The organism is Pseudomonas sp. PDM28 (genome assembly GCF_019219115.1).
Lineage (GTDB): Bacteria > Pseudomonadota > Gammaproteobacteria > Pseudomonadales > Pseudomonadaceae > Aquipseudomonas > Aquipseudomonas laurylsulfatiphila.
Genome location: NZ_JAHUWG010000007.1, coordinates 316,521 through 334,754 on the forward strand (window position 1 = coordinate 316,521; position 18,234 = coordinate 334,754).

Below are 18,234 nucleotides of genomic sequence, written 5' to 3' on the forward strand. Positions count from 1 at the left end.
GCCCGCGAACCGATTGCGCAGCAAGCGGCCATTCCGCGCTTACTTCGGGATCAGTGCCCCCGGCAGCTGAATCACCCGGCTCGCCAACCGATGCCCGGCCTCGGCGGCATCCACCGGGCTGCCGCCCTTGAGCCGCGAGGCCAGATACGCGGCACTGAACGAATCCCCCGCCGCCGTGGTGTCCACCACCCGCTCGACCTTCTGTGCCGGCACCTCGAATGACTCGCCATCACAACGAATCAGGCACGCTTGCGCGCCGCGCTTGAGCACCACTTCCGGCGTCCCCATCTGCTCATACGCGGCAAACACCGCGACATCATCGGCATAACCAAACAGCGCCTGTTCGTCATCCACCGTCAGCAACGCCAGGTCGACTTGCGGCAGCACGCTGCGATACGCCGCCCGGGCGTCCTCGACCGATGCCCAGAGCCGTGGCCGGTAGTTGTTGTCGAACACGATCCGCGCATCGCGCTGGCGGGCTTCGATCAGGGTTTCCAGGAGTTTTTCCCGACCTTGCGCGCCGAGTACCGCCAGGGTAATGCCACTGAAATACAGCACATCGTAATCCGGCAGCGCCGCGAGGATCGGTGCGGCGGCCGGGGTGGTGAAGCAGTCGCGTACCGCCGCTTCATTGCGCCAGTACAGGAAGCGTCGCTCACCGGCGGCGTCAGTCTGGATGCAATACAAACCCGGCAGGCGTCCGGGCAGGCGCTGGACCCTCTCAAGGCCGATGTTCTCCGCCGCCCAACTCTGGCACATCGCGTCGCTGAAACTGTCATCGCCCAGGGCGGTGACGTAGTCCACGGTGCCGCTTGCCCCCAGTTCCCGGGACAAATACACCGCCGTGTTCAAGGTGTCGCCGCCGAAGCTTTGTTGCAGGCTGCCGTCGGCGCGATGCTGCAACTCGATCATGCACTCGCCGATCAGGGCGATGCGCGGGGTGTTGGGGCCGAGGGTGTTGATGGTGTTCATTGTTGTGGGGTCCCTGGTGTTTCTTTGTAGTCTGGGCCGGCCTCTTCGCGGGCAAGCCCGCTCCCACAAGGTTCTTCAGTGTTCATGAAACCTGTGGGAGCGGGCTTGCCCGCGATGGCAGCGCCTCGGTCTCAAGCCTTAGAAACAGGTTTCCATGGTCTCGATAACGTTCAGTCGCTCATCGACCAGACAGCCGACACGCCACTTGTCGAACGTCAGGCACGGGTGCGACGTGCCGAACGAAATGATGTCACCGACCCGCAGATCAACCCCCGGCGCCACGGTCATGAACGCATGCTGGTCCATGACCGCGGTGACTTTGCAGGCACTCACATCATCGCCGCTGGCCGGTACCACGCCCGCCTTGTAGCGCCGCAACGGCACCGGCAAACCGGCGTCGTAGGCAACGTCGCGCTTGCCCAGGGCAATCACCGCAAACCCTGGCTCCGGCAACGACTGCACGTGCGCCCACACTTCCAGCGCCGGGCGCAGGCCTTCGTGCAGGTCACTGCGACGGTCGAGCACGCAGCACTGCGCTTCCTTGTAGATGCCATGGTCGTGCGCCACGTAACTGCCGGGACGCAGCACGCTGAGGAAGCGTCCGGCGGCGTTCTGTGCTTCGAAGGACTCGGCGATCAGGTCATACCAGGCCGAACCCGACGCGGTGATGATCGGCTTGGCAATGGCGAAGGCGCCGCTGTCCTGCAACTGCACCGCCAGACGCACCAGTGACGCGGCGAAATCGCGGATGCCGGTCACGGCGTGATCGCCATGGATCACCCCTTCGTAGCCTTCGATCCCGGTCAGGGCCAGGGCCGGTTGCGCGGCGATGGCCTTGGCCAGGTCGAGCACTTCCTGTTCGCTGCGGCAACCGCAACGCCCACCGACCACGCCGTATTCGATCATCACGTTCAGGCGCACGCCACGGGAGGCGAAATAGGCACCGAGGTCGGCGACGTTGTCCGGGTGATCGACCATGCAATAGAAGTCGAACGTCGGGTCGGCCAGCAGGTCGGCGATCAATGCCATGTTCGGCGTGCCGACCAACTGGTTGGCCATCAGGACACGGCGCACGCCATGGGCATAGGCGGCGCGGGTTTGCGTGGCGCTGGCCAGGGTGATGCCCCAGGCACCGGCGTCCAGTTGGCGACGGAACAACGCCGGGGTCATGCTGGTCTTGCCATGGGGCGCCAGTTCCGCGCCGCTGTCGCTGACGAACGCCTGCATCCAGCGGATGTTGTGTTCCAGCGCCTCGCGGTGCAGTACCAGCGCGGGCAGGCTTACATCACGCACCAGGCTGGCACCGATCGGAGCCGCGCCTTTATCCACGTTGGCGGTATGGGGGGCAGAAGACATGGTCGAACTCCTCGTTCACGCGGCTGCAGGCAGCCGCTGTTATTCGTTGATGCGACGGGCCAGGCTGTTGGCGCTTGCGATCAGCACCCGGCGGTAGTCGTTGTAGTTTTTCTTCGCATCGGCCCGTGGGGCGACGATGCACAGGGTCGCGATGGCCACGCCGTCGGGGTTTTTGACCGGCGCGGCGAAGCAATGGGTAAAGGTGTCGGCGACACTATCGAAGGAAAAGAACCCATCGATACCGGCCTGACGGATTTCCTTGAGAAACTGCGCAAGCTCCAAGCGTTCGCCATCGGGCAGGATGAAGTCGTCGTGGTCGATCAGGTCGACGATCTCCTGGTCGCTCAGGTGCGCCAGCAACAGGCGCCCGGAAGCGGTCCAGGGGATGGGCGCGTTTTCGCCGATGTCCGAGGAAATGCGAAAATGCCGCTCGCCTTCCTTCATCAGCGCCACGGTGTATTTACGCCCGTTGAGCAGGCACATCTGCGCGGTTTCATGGGTCTGGCTGACGATGTCCTGCAAGGCGTGATCGGCCTCGCGGGTCAGGTCGAAATGCCGCAGGTGGGCCTGCCCGAGGAAGTACAGCTGACGACCGAGGTAGACATGACCGTCCTTGCCCACCGGCTCCAGGATCCGCCGTTCCAACAGCGAGGCCACCAGTTCGTAGACCGTGGATTTGGGGCTGCCGATACCGTTGGCGATGTCGTTCGGGCGCAAGGGCTGGCCGATCTCCTTGAGGAAATCGAGGATATCGAACGCCCGGTCCAGACCGCGTGCCCGGCGCTTGATGGTGTCTTCGGTCATTTCAGTGGTTTCCATTCATAGTCGCCGGGAGTTTACCGAGAGTGCGGCGGCGATCGTTAGGCCGCCTTCGCGAGCAAGCCCGCTCCCACAGGGATTGATGGTGTGTCTGCAATCTGTGGCAGCACACAGAACCTGTGGGAGCGGGCTTGCCCGCGATGGGCGCGACTCGGTTCAAGCCTTTTTCTTGTACGCAATGCAGTCGATCTCGACCTTGCAGTCGACCATCATGTTCGCCTGCACACAGGCCCGTGCCGGGGCGTGCTCGGGTTTGAAGTACTCGGCGAAGACCTTGTTGAAACTGGTGAAATCCCGCGGATCCTCCAGCCACACGCCAGCACGCACCACATCTTCCAGGCCGAAGCCTGCCTCTTCGAGAATCGCGATCAGGTTCTTCATGGTCTGGTGAGTCTGTTCGACAATGCCGCCAGTAATGATCTCGCCGTCCACCGCCGGCACCTGCCCGGAAACGTGCAGCCAGCCATCGGCTTCAACGGCGCGGGCGAAAGGGCGAGGCGTGCCGCCTGCAGCGGCGCTGCCGGTGCCGTAACGAGTAATGCTCATGAGTGTTTCTCCTGATTGAACATTGAAGGATCAAAAACGGGTGCTTTTGAGAAATTCCGCCAGTCGCGGCGATTGCGGGCGCTCGAACAGGTCCTTGGGCGGCCCCTGCTCTTCGATGCGCCCCTGATTCATGAAGACGATCTTGTCCGAGACCTCGAAGGCAAAGCGCATTTCGTGGGTCACCAACAGCATGGTCATGCCGTCTTCGGCCAGGCCCTTGATCACGCTCAGCACTTCGCCGACCAGCTCCGGGTCCAGTGCCGAGGTCACTTCGTCGAACAGCATCAGGCTCGGGTTCATCGCAATCGCCCGGGCAATCGCCACGCGCTGCTGCTGGCCACCGGACAACTGACCGGGGAAGTGGTCGCGCCGTTCCAGCAGGCCAACGCGCTCCAGCCATTTCTCGGCCAGGGCCACGGCCTCGTCCTTGTGCAGTTTCTTCACCTTGAGCAGGCCCAGGGTGACGTTCTGCAACGCGGTCAGGTGCGGGAACAGGTTGAACTGCTGAAACGCCATGCCGGTCATGGCGCGATGCCGGGCGATGACTTTTTCCGGATGACGCACGCGCTTGCCGTTAATCTCGTCATAGCCGATGGACTCGCCATCGAGCAGGATCTGCCCGCCCTGGAACTCTTCGAGCATGTTCACGCAACGCAGCAATGTGGTCTTGCCCGAGCCGCTGGAGCCGATCAGGGTCACCACGTTGCCGCGCTGCATGCTCAGGTCGACGCCCTTGAGCACTTCGAGCTGGTCGTAACGCTTGTGCAGGCCGCGAATGTCCAGCAGGGGTTGGCCGTTTTGAGCAGGATTTTGTGCAGGGTTTTGAGTCTGAGTCATGGCAAAGCCACCCGCTTTTCAATGTGCCGGCCGAGTAACTCGATGCCGTAGTTGATGACGAAGAACAGGAAACCGGCGAACAGGTAAAACTCGAGGGTCATGAAGGTCCGGGCGATGATCTGCTGGGTACTGAGCAGCAATTCCGCCACGCCGATCACCGACAACAGGGTCGAAGCCTTGACGATCTCGGTCGACGAGTTGACCCAGGTTGGCAGGATCTGCCGCAATGCCTGGGGCAACAGTACATAGCCAAGCGCCTGGTAGAACGTCAGGCCGATGGCCTTGCTCGCCTCCATCTGCCCACGTGGCAATGCCTGCAAGGCGCCGCGCACGATCTCGGCGACGTGGGAGCCGCAGAACAGGGTCAACCCCAGCGCACCGGCCTGGAACGCGCCGATCTGCCAGCCCAGCGCCGGCGCCATGTAAAAGCACGCCAGCACCAGCACGAAGACGGGTGTGCCGCGAATCACATCGACGTAAAAACGAAACGGCGCACGCATCCAGAATTTGCCGTAGGTCAGCACCAGCCCGGTGACCACACCCACCAGCGTGCCGAGCAGAATCGCCAGCACCGACACCTGGACACTGGTCAGAAAGCCTTGCCACAGCACTTCCCGCGCCACCCACAACTCATGCAACCAACTCGGGGATTCGTACATGGGTAGCTCCTATCGGCGAATCGCCAGACGCTGTTCGAGGTAACGCAGCATCATGGCAATGAGGTAACAGGCCGCCACATAGAGCGCCGTGGTCACCAGCCAGGTTTCGATCACCCGGTAACTCTCGACATTGATCTTGCGCGCGTAATAGGTCAGCTCCGGCACGGCAATCGCGGCCGCCAGCGAGGTGTCCTTGAACAGCGAAATGAAGTTGTTCGACAGGGCCGGCAACACGTTGCGCAGCATCACCGGCACGGTGACGTAGGCCTTGACCTGCCACTCGCCCAGCCCGATGGCCAACCCGGCTTCGCGCTGCCCCTTGGGAATGCTCAGCAAACCGCCGCGGAACACTTCGGTCAGGTAGGCCCCGGCATACAGCGACAGGGTGATGATGAACGAAGGGATCTTGTCCAGGCGGATGCCCAGGCCTGGCAGCGCAAAGTAGATCAACAGAATCAACACCAGGATCGGCGTGTTACGAATCACCGTGACATACACCGACGCCATCACCCGCAATGCGCGGTGCCTGGACAGCAAGGCAAACGCCATCATCAGGCCGATCACGCAGCCGATGGCGATCGACACCAGCGCCAGTTCAAGGCCCAGGCCGAGCCCCGCCAGCAAGGTGTCGAAGTCGCGCCAGACGGCGGCAAAGTTCAACTGATAGTTCATGGTCAGCAGTACCTGAACGGGGCGATTCATCACCGCCCCGCTCTCACGGGATCATTGAAATTCGACGGGGAAACCGATCTTTGGCGAAGGCAGATCGACACCGAACCACTGCTTGAACGACGCCGCGTAAGCCGGGAATTCAACACCGGTCATGGCTTCATGCAGGGTGGTGTTGACGAAATTCAGCCAGTCCTGGTCGCCGCGCTTGACCGCGCACGCATAGGTCTGCGGGCTCCAGGCGTAGGCCGGGCTGCGATAACGGCCAGGGTTCTGCACCATCAGGTACTTCACCGAAGACTGGTCGGTGGCCGCGGCGTCGGCCCGACCGGAGTTCACGGCCTGGTACATCAGGTCCACGCTGTCGTACTGGTCGACCTTGGCCTTGGGCAGCGCCTGGTGCACCAGCTCCTCGGCGTAGACGTTTTGCAGCACCGCCACGGTGATGCCATCACCGGCGGCCTGCATGTCGTCGATTTCCTTGTACTTGCTGTTCGCCGGCAGCAGCAGGCCGACACCTTCGCGGTAATACGGCAGGGTAAACGCCACTTGCTGGGCGCGGCTGGCGGTCACGGTGATGAACTGGCAACTGATGTCGACCTTGTCGGTCAGCAGGTTCGGAATCCGCGCATCGGACGACTGCACCACGTATTCAACCTTGGTCGGGTCGTTGAACAACCCCTTGGCGATCATGTGCCCGATATCGATATCGAACCCCTGCAACTTGCCATCCGCGCCCTGGAAGTGCCACGGCGCATTCGTGCTGCCGGTGCCCACAATCAGTTTGCCGCGGGCCAGAACGCTATCGAGCTTGCTGTCCGCCGCCTGGGCCACGCCCATGGCAGCGGCTGAAGCTGCGAAGAGAAAAACACACGTTTTGAACAAGGATGGTCGGCGATGCATGGCAAGCACTCCAGGGTGATGTATATTCCGCTATACCGGAACAAGGTATGTAACAACGGAATAGACAGCAGAAAGTGTGCCACAGGAAGTGGAGCGTTTCCCAGTGCATTTGAAAAATCAGCGCAATCAACAAGATGGCAATTCGTCGAGCTCAAGACGTTACCCATCGCCTCGATAGCGAGCGCTACCGTTGGCTACAAGGAACGGGTACCCGGGCCCCAATCCTGTGCACAGTCGCGGCAGTTACCCCATTTCCTGACTGCTTTTGATTAAAGGATTCACTTCCAGTCCCCCCCTGTGCTATTTGACAGGGAATTTTTTTGGCAAATGGCCATCCTATTGCCTTTACCGACGATCACCACCGCGCGGGCGATCGGCATCCAGACAGCCAGGAACCGGATTGGACAACCCCGGATCCGACTGCTTTTATTCAAGTTCAAGATGGAATGAACTGCTGCTGGCGACCCTGCGCGCCAGCCTTCGATGCTCCAGGAGGGTTAATGTCTTTTAAGGTCATGATGGTATTCGGTACGCGTCCGGAGGCCATCAAGATGGCTCCACTGGCGCGGGTCCTGCGTAACTGGCCCGGAATCGAACTGAACATCTGCTCCACCGGCCAACACCGGGAAATGCTCAAGCAAGTGCTCGACTCGTTCGAATTGGCGGTCGACGAAGACTTGCAGGTAATGACCCAGGGCCAGACCCTCAACGGACTCTCCGAACAACTGCTGGGGCATCTCGACCGAGCCTACGAGCGAGTGCAGCCGGATATCGTACTGGTGCACGGCGATACCACCACCAGTTTCATTGCCGCCCTCGCCGCCTTCAATCGCCAGATACCCATCGGTCACGTCGAGGCAGGCTTGCGCACCGGCAACTTGCGCGCCCCTTGGCCGGAGGAAGCGAACCGCCATCTGACCGGTGTCATCGCCGACCTGCATTTCGCGCCGACCACCAATAACGCAGACAACCTGATGCGCGAAGGTGTGCCCAAGGCCAACATCGAGGTCACCGGTAATACGGTGATTGACGCGCTGGTATGGATGCGCAATCACCAACAGCAAGTCCACTGGCACCCGACCGCCGACTCGCCACTGGCCGTACTCGACGACACCAGGCGCATGGTGCTGATCACCGGGCACCGCCGGGAAAACTTCGGCGGCGGCTTTCGCAACATCTGCCTGGCCCTGGCCACCCTCGCCGAACGTTATCCCGATGTGCAATTCGTCTATCCGGTGCACCTCAATCCACAGGTGCAAAAAGCGGTCTACAGCGTTCTCTCGGACAAACCCAATATCTATCTGGTGGCGCCGCAGGATTACCAGCATTTCGTCTGGTTGATGGACCGCGCGTATTTCATTCTCACCGATTCCGGTGGCATCCAGGAGGAAGCCCCCGCCATTGGCAAACCGCTGCTGGTACTGCGTGATGTCACGGAGCGGCCACTGGCGCTTGAAGGCGGAACAGTGGTGCTGGTGGGCACCGATACCGACCGTATCGTCAAGGAGTCAAGCCTGTTGTTCGATGATGACGCCACCTTCCAGCGCATGAGCCGAGTCCATAGCCCGTATGGCGACGGACACGCCAGCGAGCGCATCGCCAATCGCCTTGGCATCTGGCTGAAACACCGTGCGGTGGCGGGTAAAGCCGTATGAGCCTGGCGTTTGTCGACTTCTTTGCCTATGTGTTGTTCGGACTCAAATACCTCGCCATTACCCTGGCCTTGCTGATGTTCATACTCGGGCTCGATGACCTGTTCATCGATCTGGTGTACTGGACCCGCAAGCTGATCCGACGCTGGCGGATCTATGAAAAATTCAGGCGCGCCGATGAAGAACGGCTGTACAGCATCGGCGAAAAACCTCTGGCGATCATGGTACCGGCGTGGAACGAAGTCGGTGTGGTCGGCGAAATGGCACGCCTGGCCGCCTCGACTATCGATTACGAGAACTATCAGATTTTCGTCGGTACCTACCCTAACGACGCCGAGACCCAGGCCGACGTCGATGCAGTGTGCCGGCATTATCCCAACGTGCATAAAGTGGTGTGCGCCCGCCCCGGCCCGACCAGCAAGGCCGACTGCCTGAACAACGTGATCGACGCCATCCTGCGTTTTGAGAACGATGCAAAAATCCAGTTCGCCGGTTTCATCCTGCACGATGCCGAGGACGTGATTTCGCCCATGGAGTTGCGCCTGTTCAACTACCTGCTGCCGGCCAAGGACCTGATCCAGATTCCAGTCTATCCCTACGCGCCGGAGTGGAATGGCTTCACTGCCGGGCACTACGTCGACGAGTTCGCCGAGAACCATGGCAAGGACGTCATCGTGCGTGAAGCACTGACCGGGCAAGTGCCCAGCGCCGGGGTCGGCACCTGTTTCAGCCGTAAGGCCATCAGCGCCCTGCTCGAGGATGGTGACGGTATCGCCTTCGATGTACAGAGCCTGACCGAAGACTACGACATCGGTTTTCGCCTCAAGCAAAAAGGCATGAAGTGCATCTTTGCCCGCTATTCGGTGACCGACCCGAAACTGGCACTGGAACAACCCTGGGTGTTCGGCATGGACCGCGCGTTTTCCCAGGTGATCTGCGTGCGCGAGCACTTTCCCCGGGACTTGCAATACGCGATCCGGCAGAAGTCGCGCTGGATCGTCGGCATTGTGTTCCAGGGCACCAAGAATCTGGGCTGGAGCCGCAAAGGCCTGCTCAATTATTTTCTGTGGCGCGACCGCCGTGGCCTGATTGCGTACCTGTTGAGCTTCCTGGTGAACATACTGCTGGTGGTGTTGCTGGCGATGTGGCTGGTCACCGTGATTGCGCCGGATGCCTGGCGGTTCCCGTCGATCCTCTCTGACAGCGCCTTGTTGGCGAGCCTGCTGTGGCTCAATGGCCTCATGCTGCTCAATCGGCTATTCCAGCGTGGTTGGTTTGTAACCCGTTTCTACGGGCTGGGCGAAGGGCTGCTGTCGGCCCCCCGGATGGTGTGGAGCAATTTCGTCAACTTCTTCGCCAACCTTCGGGCGTTGCGCCAGGTAATGGAAATGGGCGATTCCCGTCGCGTCGCCTGGGACAAGACCACTCATGAGTTTCCGGCCCTGGCCGAAGCCCAGCGCACCCCGCTGGGCCATCGTCTGGTGGAAAAAGGATTGCTGACCGAGGATCAACTGGAAGCCGCGATCACCAACCCTGTGCGTCGACGCCTGGGTCAGGAATTGCTGCTGCGCGGGCACATCGACACCACGCAACTGGTGCAGGCCCTGGCCGAACAACTGGACCTGGAATGGGCGCCGCTCAACCCGTTCAAGCTCGACAAGCACCTGATCGAGGCCGTGCCGCGAAAAATCGCCACACACTACGGCGTGCTGCCGGTCGCCGAGGAGAACGAAACCCTGGTGCTGGCCTCCGAAGGTCCGGTGAGCCAGGTGTCCCTGGGAGCCATCAGCCGTCAACTGAAGCGCCCGGTGCGTTGCCGCCTTGCACCACAAGGTCGGGTGACGCTGGGGATCCGCTACTGGTACGCCAGCCCTCGTCAAAGCGAAGAAGTGCATCAGATGCTTGAGGTGCTCGAAAAAAATCAGGACGACGAAGACCTGATCGAGCGCGTCAGCCATCACCAGGTGTTGCTGGGCAACCTGTTGCAAGTACGCGGCATGGTGCCGCCCACCCTGTTCAATCAGGCGCTGATCGATTTCGATGCGGAAAAAATGTCTTTAGGTGAACACTTGATTGAACGCGGCATGATCACACAGGAAATTCTCGAACAGGCCTTGGTCGATCAGGCGAGCGAGCAGCACGCTGCCTACTGCATTGCCCGGGAGGCTGCATGAAGCCTGTCCATCGTCAGACCTTGATCGCCGGTAGCCTGTTGCTCTGCCTGAATACGACGGCGTGGGTCCAAGCCGAACCCTTGACCGATTTCGATCAGTTCCGCAGTTACCCCTATATGGACCGCAGTTACCGCGAAGCGAAAGCCGGCAACTGGAAGGAAGTCGAACGGCTGATGCGCCATCTGCTGAGCAAAGTGCCAGGAAACGATGAGGCACGGGCGCTGCTGGTGCAGTCGCTGGTCAAACAGCAACGCTACGAAGACGCCGTGCAAGCGCTGCAGGATACCCCGGCCAACAGCGACACCCTGCTCAACCTGCGACTGGCCTGGATCGAACAGGATCCGCCGGATAGAAAACAGGTGGAGCAATGGATAGCCTCCAGCAATCCGGAGCATCGTGTGCGCCTGTGGCAGGCCTACAGCGCAAGCCTGGCCAAGCGCGGTGGCGCTGCCTCGGCCCATGACTGGCTGGCCCAACTGCCACCCAAGGGGGATGAACGAGCGCTGCAACAGGCCCGGGCCAACTGGTCCGAGCAATTGCGCGATTGGGATGGCACCATCAAGGAACTCGCGCCCCTGGCCGCGAACCAGCAACTCGATGCCCAAAGCTGGCAACGCCTGGCCAACGCCTACGTGCAACGCCTCGACGAGCAACCCTTGCAGCAACTACTGCAAACAGCACCCAGCCCGGAAGCTGCGCGCAAGACTCGACTGGCCATGGTCGACCGGGCGATTGCCATGGGTCACGTCCAGCAGGCGCAACGCTGGATGCAAACGCTGCCGCCCGCCGATCTGGCCGATCCGGCGCAACGCCAGCGCCTGTGGGAGCTGGCGCGGCAAACCGGTGACAGCGCCACGGTGCAACGCTTGAGTGGTGAGTTGCAGCGGCCGTGCCTGGAGACCGCCGACTGGCTGTCGCGTCGTGATCCGCAAGCGGCGCTGACCCAGTTGAAAGCTTGCCAGCCCGAAGAAAATCCGCAAGCCTGGCTGGTCCTCGCCCAGCGCCTGCAAGCCACCGACCTGCTACAAGCGACCCGTCTGCCGGAGCCCTGGGACACGCAACGCCGCGAACAGCTGCTCGACGTCTGGCAGGATGAAGGCCGCAGCGACAAAGTCATGGCCTACCTCGCCAGCCAGCCGCAGACCGCCGACGTGGTCAAACGTCGCGCTGAACTGTTCCAGGCATCGGATCACGATACCGAAGCGGCGGCATTCTGGGAGCGGCATTACCAGCAGACAGGCAACCTCAATTCACTCAATCAGGCGACCTACCTGGCGCTCAAAGCCGGCCAGCGGGAACATGCGCAACGGTTGCTCGAGAGCGCCTTCGACCGCCACGGCGGCAAGCTGCCGACGCCCCTGCTGCAACGGTTGGCGGGGTTGTATGCCGCATCGACACCGACCGCGGCACAACAGCAACGCATCGTTACGTTGCTCAACCGCGTCGACCCCGCCACTCGCGGGCAGCTGCTGGCGCAACTGGCGGAAAACGGCCAGTGCGGCGCGGTTCAACAGGCGATTGGCGATAACCCGCAAGCCGCAGGCGACTACCGCGCCCTCGGTCGCTGTGCAATGCCCGAGCGTCCTGGCGAAGCGGTGGTGTACTACCAGACCGCCGAAAAAATGGGTGACCAGAACACCCGCCTGCCACTCGCCTACGCCCTGGAAGCCTCCGGAGACTCGGCGGGTGCCCTGGCCATCTGGCGCAGCATTGCGGACGCCGAACTCAGCGACAATGCCCGCCTCACTGCCAGCCGTGGCGCCCTGAATATCGGCGACACGCAAACGGCCGAACGCTACTGGCAATTAAGCCGCACCCGTGGCGCCAATGAGTGGACGTTGGGCGCGGCGATTGCCGATGCCCGGGGCGATCACGCGCTCGCGCTGCAACGCCAGCGTTCCGCCTTGCAATTGGTACCGGATGCCGAGCATTACTATGCGGCGTCGGTCACGGCGCAAAAGGCTGGCGACCTGCAGCAAAGTAAGGAATGGCTTGCCGAAGCGGTGCGCCGCGACCCGAGCAATCCCCGTTATCGTGCCGACTACGGCGTGCGCCTGGCCGGTGCCGAGACCAAGGCAGAACGCGCCAGCTCCATCCCGTATCTGCAACGCGCCACCCAGGACTTCCCGGAAGACTATCGCCTCGGCGAAACACTGGCCTGGCGTTACGACGAGGTCGAGGACAGCGCCTCGGCGCGCAAGGAACTGGAACGCGTGATCGACCTGGAGCAGAACCCGGTGGCCGCCGATGACGAGGAAGGTAGCATGGAGGCACGGCGCTATCGCCAGCGTCGCGCTCACGAAAGCCTGTCCCGTCGCGACTCATTCACCATCGCCAGTACCTGGTCACCGGCCGGGATATCGACCAACGACTTCGTGCGCCCTGACCAGAGCACCGGCACGCAGCGACGCTCCAGCTCGCAGAATGTGCAACTGGCCATGTGGGACCACGCATTGGGCGATGAACCCAGCCGCGCCGGCAGCACGCTGTCGGTCTATGGCCGTGTGTTGCTTGGCGGCGTGGGCCGGTCGAGCTACGCCGAATCCCTGGGTACCGGCGTCGGCCTGCGCTACAAACCCTGGGGCACCGCCAACATCAACTTCTATGGCGAGATCTACAAACAAAGCCAGTTCGATGACCAGGACAACCATGGCCTGAGCCTCGGCCAAATGCTGGTCCCCGACAAGGTATCCGATCAGGCCGAGGATCACCGCGATGATGGCCACACCACCACCGACTATCTGCTGCGGTCAACGGCGTCGTTCCTTGATCAGGGTCGGTTCCGCAACGATTGGCGGGTCGATGAAAGCGATTGGGAGGAGCGCTTCCTCTACCTCGACGCGGCGTGGTGGACCAAGGCCGGCGACCATCAATGGCTGTCGCGCTTCCAGCAAGGTCACACCTGGAAGCTGCCGTTCAACGGCGCGCAAACCATCATGCCATACGGTTTCCTTGAATTTGCCAGCCAGGACCCGAGCAACGACTGGCGCCAGGATCTGCGCACCGGTCTGGGCCTGCGTTGGCAGTGGTGGTTCAACGATGACATTTACAACGCCTATCGCGCGCACCTGACGGTGCGCACCGAGTATCAACAAGCGTTGGGTGGCAATCTGTATGACGGCGGCAACGGCGTGCTGGTTGGCGTGGAGTTGAATTTCTGATGACGCGACTTCTTTTGGCTTTGTGCCTGTTGTTGGGCGCCACGGCGACCCATGCCGACGAGCGGATTTTCTACCAGCCGCTCAACGTCGATGCCAGCCTGAGCCAGGCGCAATGGCAGCGAATCTGGCAGGACACCGCCCACCAAGGCGTGCATACGGTGATCGTGCAATGGACGGCCTATGGCGATTCGGACTTCGGCGGCGCCAACGGCTGGCTCGCCTCCAGCCTGAAACTGGCCCGGGCGCAAGGTTTGAAACTGGTGATGGGCCTGCACATGGACCCGGCCTATTACCAACGCATCGATGAGCTGGACAGCGCCGGACTGGCAACCTACTGGCAGGCGCAATTGGGGCAGTCGCTGGCCCGGCAGCAAACGCTGCGCGAGGACTGGAAACTGCCGGTCAGCGGCTGGTATCTGCCCATGGAACTGGATGACCTGCACTTTCTGCCGCTTGATCGCCGGCAAATCCTGCAACGCCAGCTCAAGGATTTCGCCGGCAGGCTCGACGCGCCGCTGCACATCAGCGTGTTCAGCGTCGGCAAACTGTCGCCACAAGTGAATGGCCAGTGGCTTGGGGAATTGGCCAGCGCAGGGATTCAAGTGTGGTGGCAGGACGGAGCCGGCACCGGACGCTTGCCAGTCGTGGTTCGCAACGGCTATGCCAGTGCACTGCCCTGCTCCATCGGCATCGTCAGGGAAGCCTTCCGCCAGGTCAGCGTTGCCGGGCAACCTTTTCGTGCCGAACCCATGCCTCCCCAATCCACCTCCCCGGGCTGTCACCCGACGTCGGTTTTCTCCTTGCGCTACCGGCCGTGGGGTAAGGTGATTCTCGACAACCAGCACAACAGCAAGGTCGGCGATGTACAAAACCATTGAAGACGAAGTGCTGAAAAAGTCAGCGCCGGCCAAGCTCAAAGCCGAGTTCCTCCAGCATGAATTTGATCGGCTACGCTCCTTTTGCGTATTGATCTACATCGCCAGCATTGCGATCTGGATTACTTACGACCTGATCCTCAGTTTCATCGGCGGACAGCCATTCACCTGGCTTTCGCTGGTGTTTATCGGCGTCTTTGCGACTTTCGTCATCGTCCTTCGGCTGATCCGCGATGCCCGGCATTTCCAGACGCTGAACCTGCTGTTTGTGTTTGCCATGGCATTCGGCATGCGACGGCTCACCGAAGGCCTGCCCGACGATCACCAACCCGGATGGCTGTTGCTGGCGGCTTCGACCACCCTGTTCACGGCCTCGGTATTGCCGCTGAGCCGCTGGTCGTTCTTTGCCGCGCAAATCGTCACCTGGTCGTTTCTCAACCCGTTCTACAACACGGATCTCGGACACATGGAGCTGAGGGGGGTGATGGCCATCAGTTACTCCGCATTTATCTGCGGCCTGACCATCTACAGCTTCCTGACACTGCGCAAGGCCAAGCTCTACAACTTCATCATGTCCAAGCTGCTGCTGGACCAGGCCTACATCGACACCCTCACCGAAATCCCCAATCGCCGCTCGTTCATGACCCGCGCCAACCAGCACTTGAACAAAGTGCCGCGGGAAAACGACCACTACCTGGCGATGGTCGATATCGACAACTTCAAGAAGGTCAACGACGTCCATGGCCATGACATTGGCGACGAGGTGCTCAAGCGTATTGCGGCGGACATCAAGGTGGTGATGAGCGACTTCGAATACGCACGCCTGGGCGGCGAGGAGTTTGCGATTTACCTGGCAGGAGTGCGCCGCGAAGACGTCGAGGCGTTGGCTGACGAGTTGTGTCGAGTGGTTCGCGAACAACCGACCCGACACCCGGTGACCATCAGTATCGGTGTGGCCCGGGTACTGGATGGCGATACGCTGAATCAGGCACTGGTCAAGGCCGATCACGCGTTATATGAGGCGAAACATACGGGGAAGGATCGATATACCTTTCATCAACAGTTGTAACTTTGGTGACTACAAAGACAACCGCGAGTAGGTTTTCCGCAGCGATGTTAAAAATATCTCCAGGGGACGAAAACTGATCCCCATCATGGAGAAGTAAACAAATGGATAACGAAATCAATACAACTGAGAATGCAGCATCGGAAGAAATTCACTGGGGTGCCCCAACCATTCTCGCCCCTCGCGATCACACTGTTGCGCCCGGCTTTATCATCCAGGCTGGTCACGTCTCAAAACCGACGCATTGGAAAGTTGAAATTTTTAACTTCATGTTGCAAAAGGTACACGAGTACACCGAGAGGACTACCCCTTATGTGTACTACCAAACACCCGTCAATCTAGTTGCACCCGGTCGATCTTTCTTTTTCACAGTTAAGTACTATCGGACGAAAGAATGGAGTTCAACGGCAAATTCGGGCTTCATTAAAATGGGTCTGGCAAAACCGAGTATCAATCCTCCTTCCCAAGCCTCCACGACCAAGCCATTGGTCTTTGGTCGCGGTTATCCTGGCGCCACAGTCAAGCTGTATGAGGCTGGGTATGGTGGTGTCGTTCATGGTTCTGGCGTGGTAGACGCAAATGGTGAATGGCGAGTCCAAGTGACTGAACCGCTGCGGGTGGGTGATTTTCCAATGACGGCTAACCAGTCGCTTGACGATATGGTCTCTGACTGGGCTGACACCGTGACCTTCGTTGTGCGTCCGTAAAACGCTGTTTATTGCGAGGGCGTAAACCCCTCGCCATATTTGCAAGTTTCAAGTCCGTCTTCGCGAGCAAACTCGCTCCCACAAAAAAGCCTTAGCAGCCAAGTATTGCGAGATGCTTTTTTTCAACACAAAAATAATGATTTCATCAGGGGAAGGTGATCATCCCCGTCATGGAGAAATAAACAAATGGGTAATGAATTCAACATCGCCGATAACAAAACACCCGAAGAGATTTTATGGTTCCCCCCAACGATAACCAGCCCTCGAGCAGGAGATGTTATTACTCCGGGTTTTTTGATCGAAGCAGAGCGCGAACCCAATAGAAGGAAATGGAGAGCACAGATTTTTATCGGCCCAACGATGCTCTCGGAAATCACTACAGATTACCGGGTCAAGTTCAGTCATCGGGTTAACGAACGCCTTATTTCTATTGGTGCAAAATTCTACTTCAGGGTTGATTACCATGATGGAGATTTCTGGAGTTCCTGGGCCTGGTCGGGCGATAAAGTAATGTGCCCCCCAAAACCGATCATTACTCCCCCAACCCAGGAAACGACCGATAAACCGGTTGTATTTGGCCGTGGTTATCCTGGCGCAACAGTCAAGCTGTGTCGCGCTGGATACGGCAGTGTAGTTTACGGTTCTGGCGTGGTAGGCGCGAACGGTGAATGGCGAATCCAAATAACCCATCCACTGGCGCCGAGTGTATTCCACATGACGGCTAATCAGAGTTTAAACAACGTAACCTCTGAGTGGTCGGAAAATGTGACGTTTATTATTCGCCCGTAAGCGTTGGATGTGGCGAGGGGTAAAACCCTCGCCACATTTGCAAATTCCAAATCCATCTTCGTGAGCGGACTTCTACATTGAAACGCATTTCTTTGAAGGGGCAAGCCTGCTCGTGAAGCTTTTTTCTGTCAGCCCTTTTTTACCCGGTCGATGTAACGAACCACCGCCGGCGATTTCTCAAACCGCCGATGAATCAACGCCAGCCACGACGATGCATTGCAGTCCTTGATTTGCCGGTACGCCACGTTCGGCAAGCTGACATGGCCGACGACCGATTCCGGCACCACAGCCACCCCTTGGCCGAGGGACACCAAGGCAATTACCGCCACTAATCCACCCGGTTGCGCCCCCAATTTCGGCACGAAATGCCCCTGAGCGGCGACTTGCAACGTGCCGACCACTTGCTCGGGCAAGATGAAATTCTCGTTTTGTAAATGCGCCGAGTTGATGACCGGCAACCGGTTTAGCCAGGAGTCGACCGGCAGCGCCAACACAAACCCCTCATCGTTCAGGCGCACCGCGTCCACGCCTTCGGGCAGGGCCAGCGGGCAGCGGATGTAACCCAGGTCGAAGCGCCCCTCGAGAATCATGTTCGACAGGCTGGCCATGGGACTTTCCCGCACATTGAGGCTGACATCCGGGTATTCACCGGCAAAGCCCTGTACCTGCTTTTGCAACAGCCCGGAGTACACCGCCGACGCGACGTAACCCAGTTCGATGTGGCCAATGTCGCCGCGACCGGCGCGTTGGGCATTGCGCTGCGCCGACTCGAATTGCCGCACCGTGGCCTCGGCCTCGATCAACAGCGCCGCGCCCGCCTCGGTCAGGCTGACATCCCGCGCTTGGCGCAGAAACAGCCGCGCGCCCAGTTCGCCTTCCATGTCCTGGATCTGCCGGGTCAAGGTCGGTGGCGCGATCCCCAATTGCTCGGCGGCACGGGTGAAATTGCGCTGCCGGGCGACGGCGATGAAATAGCGGAAGTGACGGATGTCCATCGATGCGTTAGCTCAAAGGTAATGAAGTGACGATGCAGGCCTAACAAAGGAGCG

General features: G+C 60.3%; 16 protein-coding genes. 7 read left to right on the forward strand and 9 right to left on the reverse strand.

Annotated elements, in window-relative coordinates; translation table 11 throughout:
* Positions 1 to 39: 39 nt before the first annotated feature.
* From KW841_RS18190 to KW841_RS18225, 8 genes are all read right to left on the reverse strand, one after another.
* Entirely contained in the window at positions 40 to 972 is a 933-nt protein-coding gene (locus KW841_RS18190) for a sugar kinase (RefSeq protein ID WP_218478798.1), read from the reverse strand.
* Positions 973 to 1,110: 138 nt separating this feature from the next.
* A complete protein-coding gene (locus KW841_RS18195) occupies positions 1,111 to 2,328 on the reverse strand; it encodes an amino acid deaminase (protein ID WP_218478800.1) in 1,218 nt (405 codons plus the stop codon).
* A gap of 39 nt (positions 2,329 to 2,367) precedes the next feature.
* Entirely contained in the window at positions 2,368 to 3,132 is a 765-nt protein-coding gene (locus KW841_RS18200) for an IclR family transcriptional regulator (RefSeq protein ID WP_102702095.1), read from the reverse strand.
* Positions 3,133 to 3,303: 171 nt separating this feature from the next.
* Entirely contained in the window at positions 3,304 to 3,693 is a 390-nt protein-coding gene (locus KW841_RS18205; protein ID WP_007974678.1) for a RidA family protein, read from the reverse strand.
* 30 nt (positions 3,694 to 3,723) lie between these two features.
* Positions 3,724 to 4,530 (reverse strand): amino acid ABC transporter ATP-binding protein, encoded by an 807-nt coding sequence (locus tag KW841_RS18210; RefSeq protein WP_104448355.1) that lies wholly within the window; start codon positions 4,528 to 4,530, stop codon positions 3,724 to 3,726.
* Positions 4,527 to 5,189, reverse strand: a complete 663-nt coding sequence (locus tag KW841_RS18215) for an amino acid ABC transporter permease (protein WP_104448356.1) — start codon at positions 5,187 to 5,189, stop codon at positions 4,527 to 4,529. The genes KW841_RS18210 and KW841_RS18215 overlap by 4 nt, the downstream gene beginning before the upstream one ends.
* 9 nt (positions 5,190 to 5,198) lie before the next feature.
* On the reverse strand, positions 5,199 to 5,861 hold the full coding sequence (locus KW841_RS18220) for an amino acid ABC transporter permease (protein WP_116580687.1): 663 nt from the start codon (positions 5,859 to 5,861) through the stop codon (positions 5,199 to 5,201).
* A gap of 51 nt (positions 5,862 to 5,912) precedes the next feature.
* Complete coding sequence (locus tag KW841_RS18225) at positions 5,913 to 6,761, reverse strand: transporter substrate-binding domain-containing protein (RefSeq protein ID WP_218478802.1); 849 nt, start codon at positions 6,759 to 6,761, stop codon at positions 5,913 to 5,915.
* A gap of 500 nt (positions 6,762 to 7,261) precedes the next feature.
* Between KW841_RS18225 and wecB the strand changes: the two genes are divergently transcribed.
* The 7 genes from wecB (at position 7,262) to KW841_RS18260 (ending at position 17,185) form a co-directional block, all read left to right on the forward strand.
* A complete protein-coding gene (wecB, locus tag KW841_RS18230) occupies positions 7,262 to 8,416 on the forward strand; it encodes a non-hydrolyzing UDP-N-acetylglucosamine 2-epimerase (RefSeq protein WP_218478803.1) in 1,155 nt (384 codons plus the stop codon).
* Entirely contained in the window at positions 8,413 to 10,587 is a 2,175-nt protein-coding gene (gene nrfB / locus KW841_RS18235) for a cyclic di-3',5'-guanylate-activated glycosyltransferase NrfB (RefSeq protein WP_218478805.1), read from the forward strand. The genes wecB and nrfB overlap by 4 nt, the downstream gene beginning before the upstream one ends.
* Positions 10,584 to 13,748, forward strand: coding sequence for a tetratricopeptide repeat protein (locus KW841_RS18240; RefSeq protein WP_218478807.1), 3,165 nt, complete (start codon positions 10,584 to 10,586; stop codon positions 13,746 to 13,748). Before nrfB ends, KW841_RS18240 begins: the two co-directional genes overlap by 4 nt.
* Positions 13,748 to 14,626 (forward strand): DUF4434 family protein, encoded by an 879-nt coding sequence (locus KW841_RS18245; protein WP_218478809.1) that lies wholly within the window; start codon positions 13,748 to 13,750, stop codon positions 14,624 to 14,626. Before KW841_RS18240 ends, KW841_RS18245 begins: the two co-directional genes overlap by 1 nt.
* The gene (locus KW841_RS18250) at positions 14,610 to 15,692 is read left to right on the forward strand and encodes a GGDEF domain-containing protein (protein ID WP_218478811.1); all 1,083 of its coding nucleotides are present in this window, start codon (positions 14,610 to 14,612) and stop codon (positions 15,690 to 15,692) included. The genes KW841_RS18245 and KW841_RS18250 overlap by 17 nt, the downstream gene beginning before the upstream one ends.
* 101 nt (positions 15,693 to 15,793) lie before the next feature.
* The gene (locus tag KW841_RS18255; RefSeq protein ID WP_218478813.1) at positions 15,794 to 16,396 is read left to right on the forward strand and encodes a hypothetical protein; all 603 of its coding nucleotides are present in this window, start codon (positions 15,794 to 15,796) and stop codon (positions 16,394 to 16,396) included.
* Positions 16,397 to 16,582: 186 nt separating this feature from the next.
* Positions 16,583 to 17,185 carry a hypothetical protein gene (locus KW841_RS18260; RefSeq protein ID WP_218478815.1) on the forward strand — a complete coding sequence of 201 codons (603 nt, stop codon included), beginning with the start codon at positions 16,583 to 16,585 and terminating at the stop codon, positions 17,183 to 17,185.
* 128 nt (positions 17,186 to 17,313) lie between these two features.
* On the opposite strand, the gene KW841_RS18265 is transcribed toward KW841_RS18260, so the two are convergent.
* The gene (locus KW841_RS18265; RefSeq protein ID WP_218478817.1) at positions 17,314 to 18,180 is read right to left on the reverse strand and encodes a LysR family transcriptional regulator; all 867 of its coding nucleotides are present in this window, start codon (positions 18,178 to 18,180) and stop codon (positions 17,314 to 17,316) included.
* Between the last annotated feature and the right edge of the window lie 54 nt (positions 18,181 to 18,234).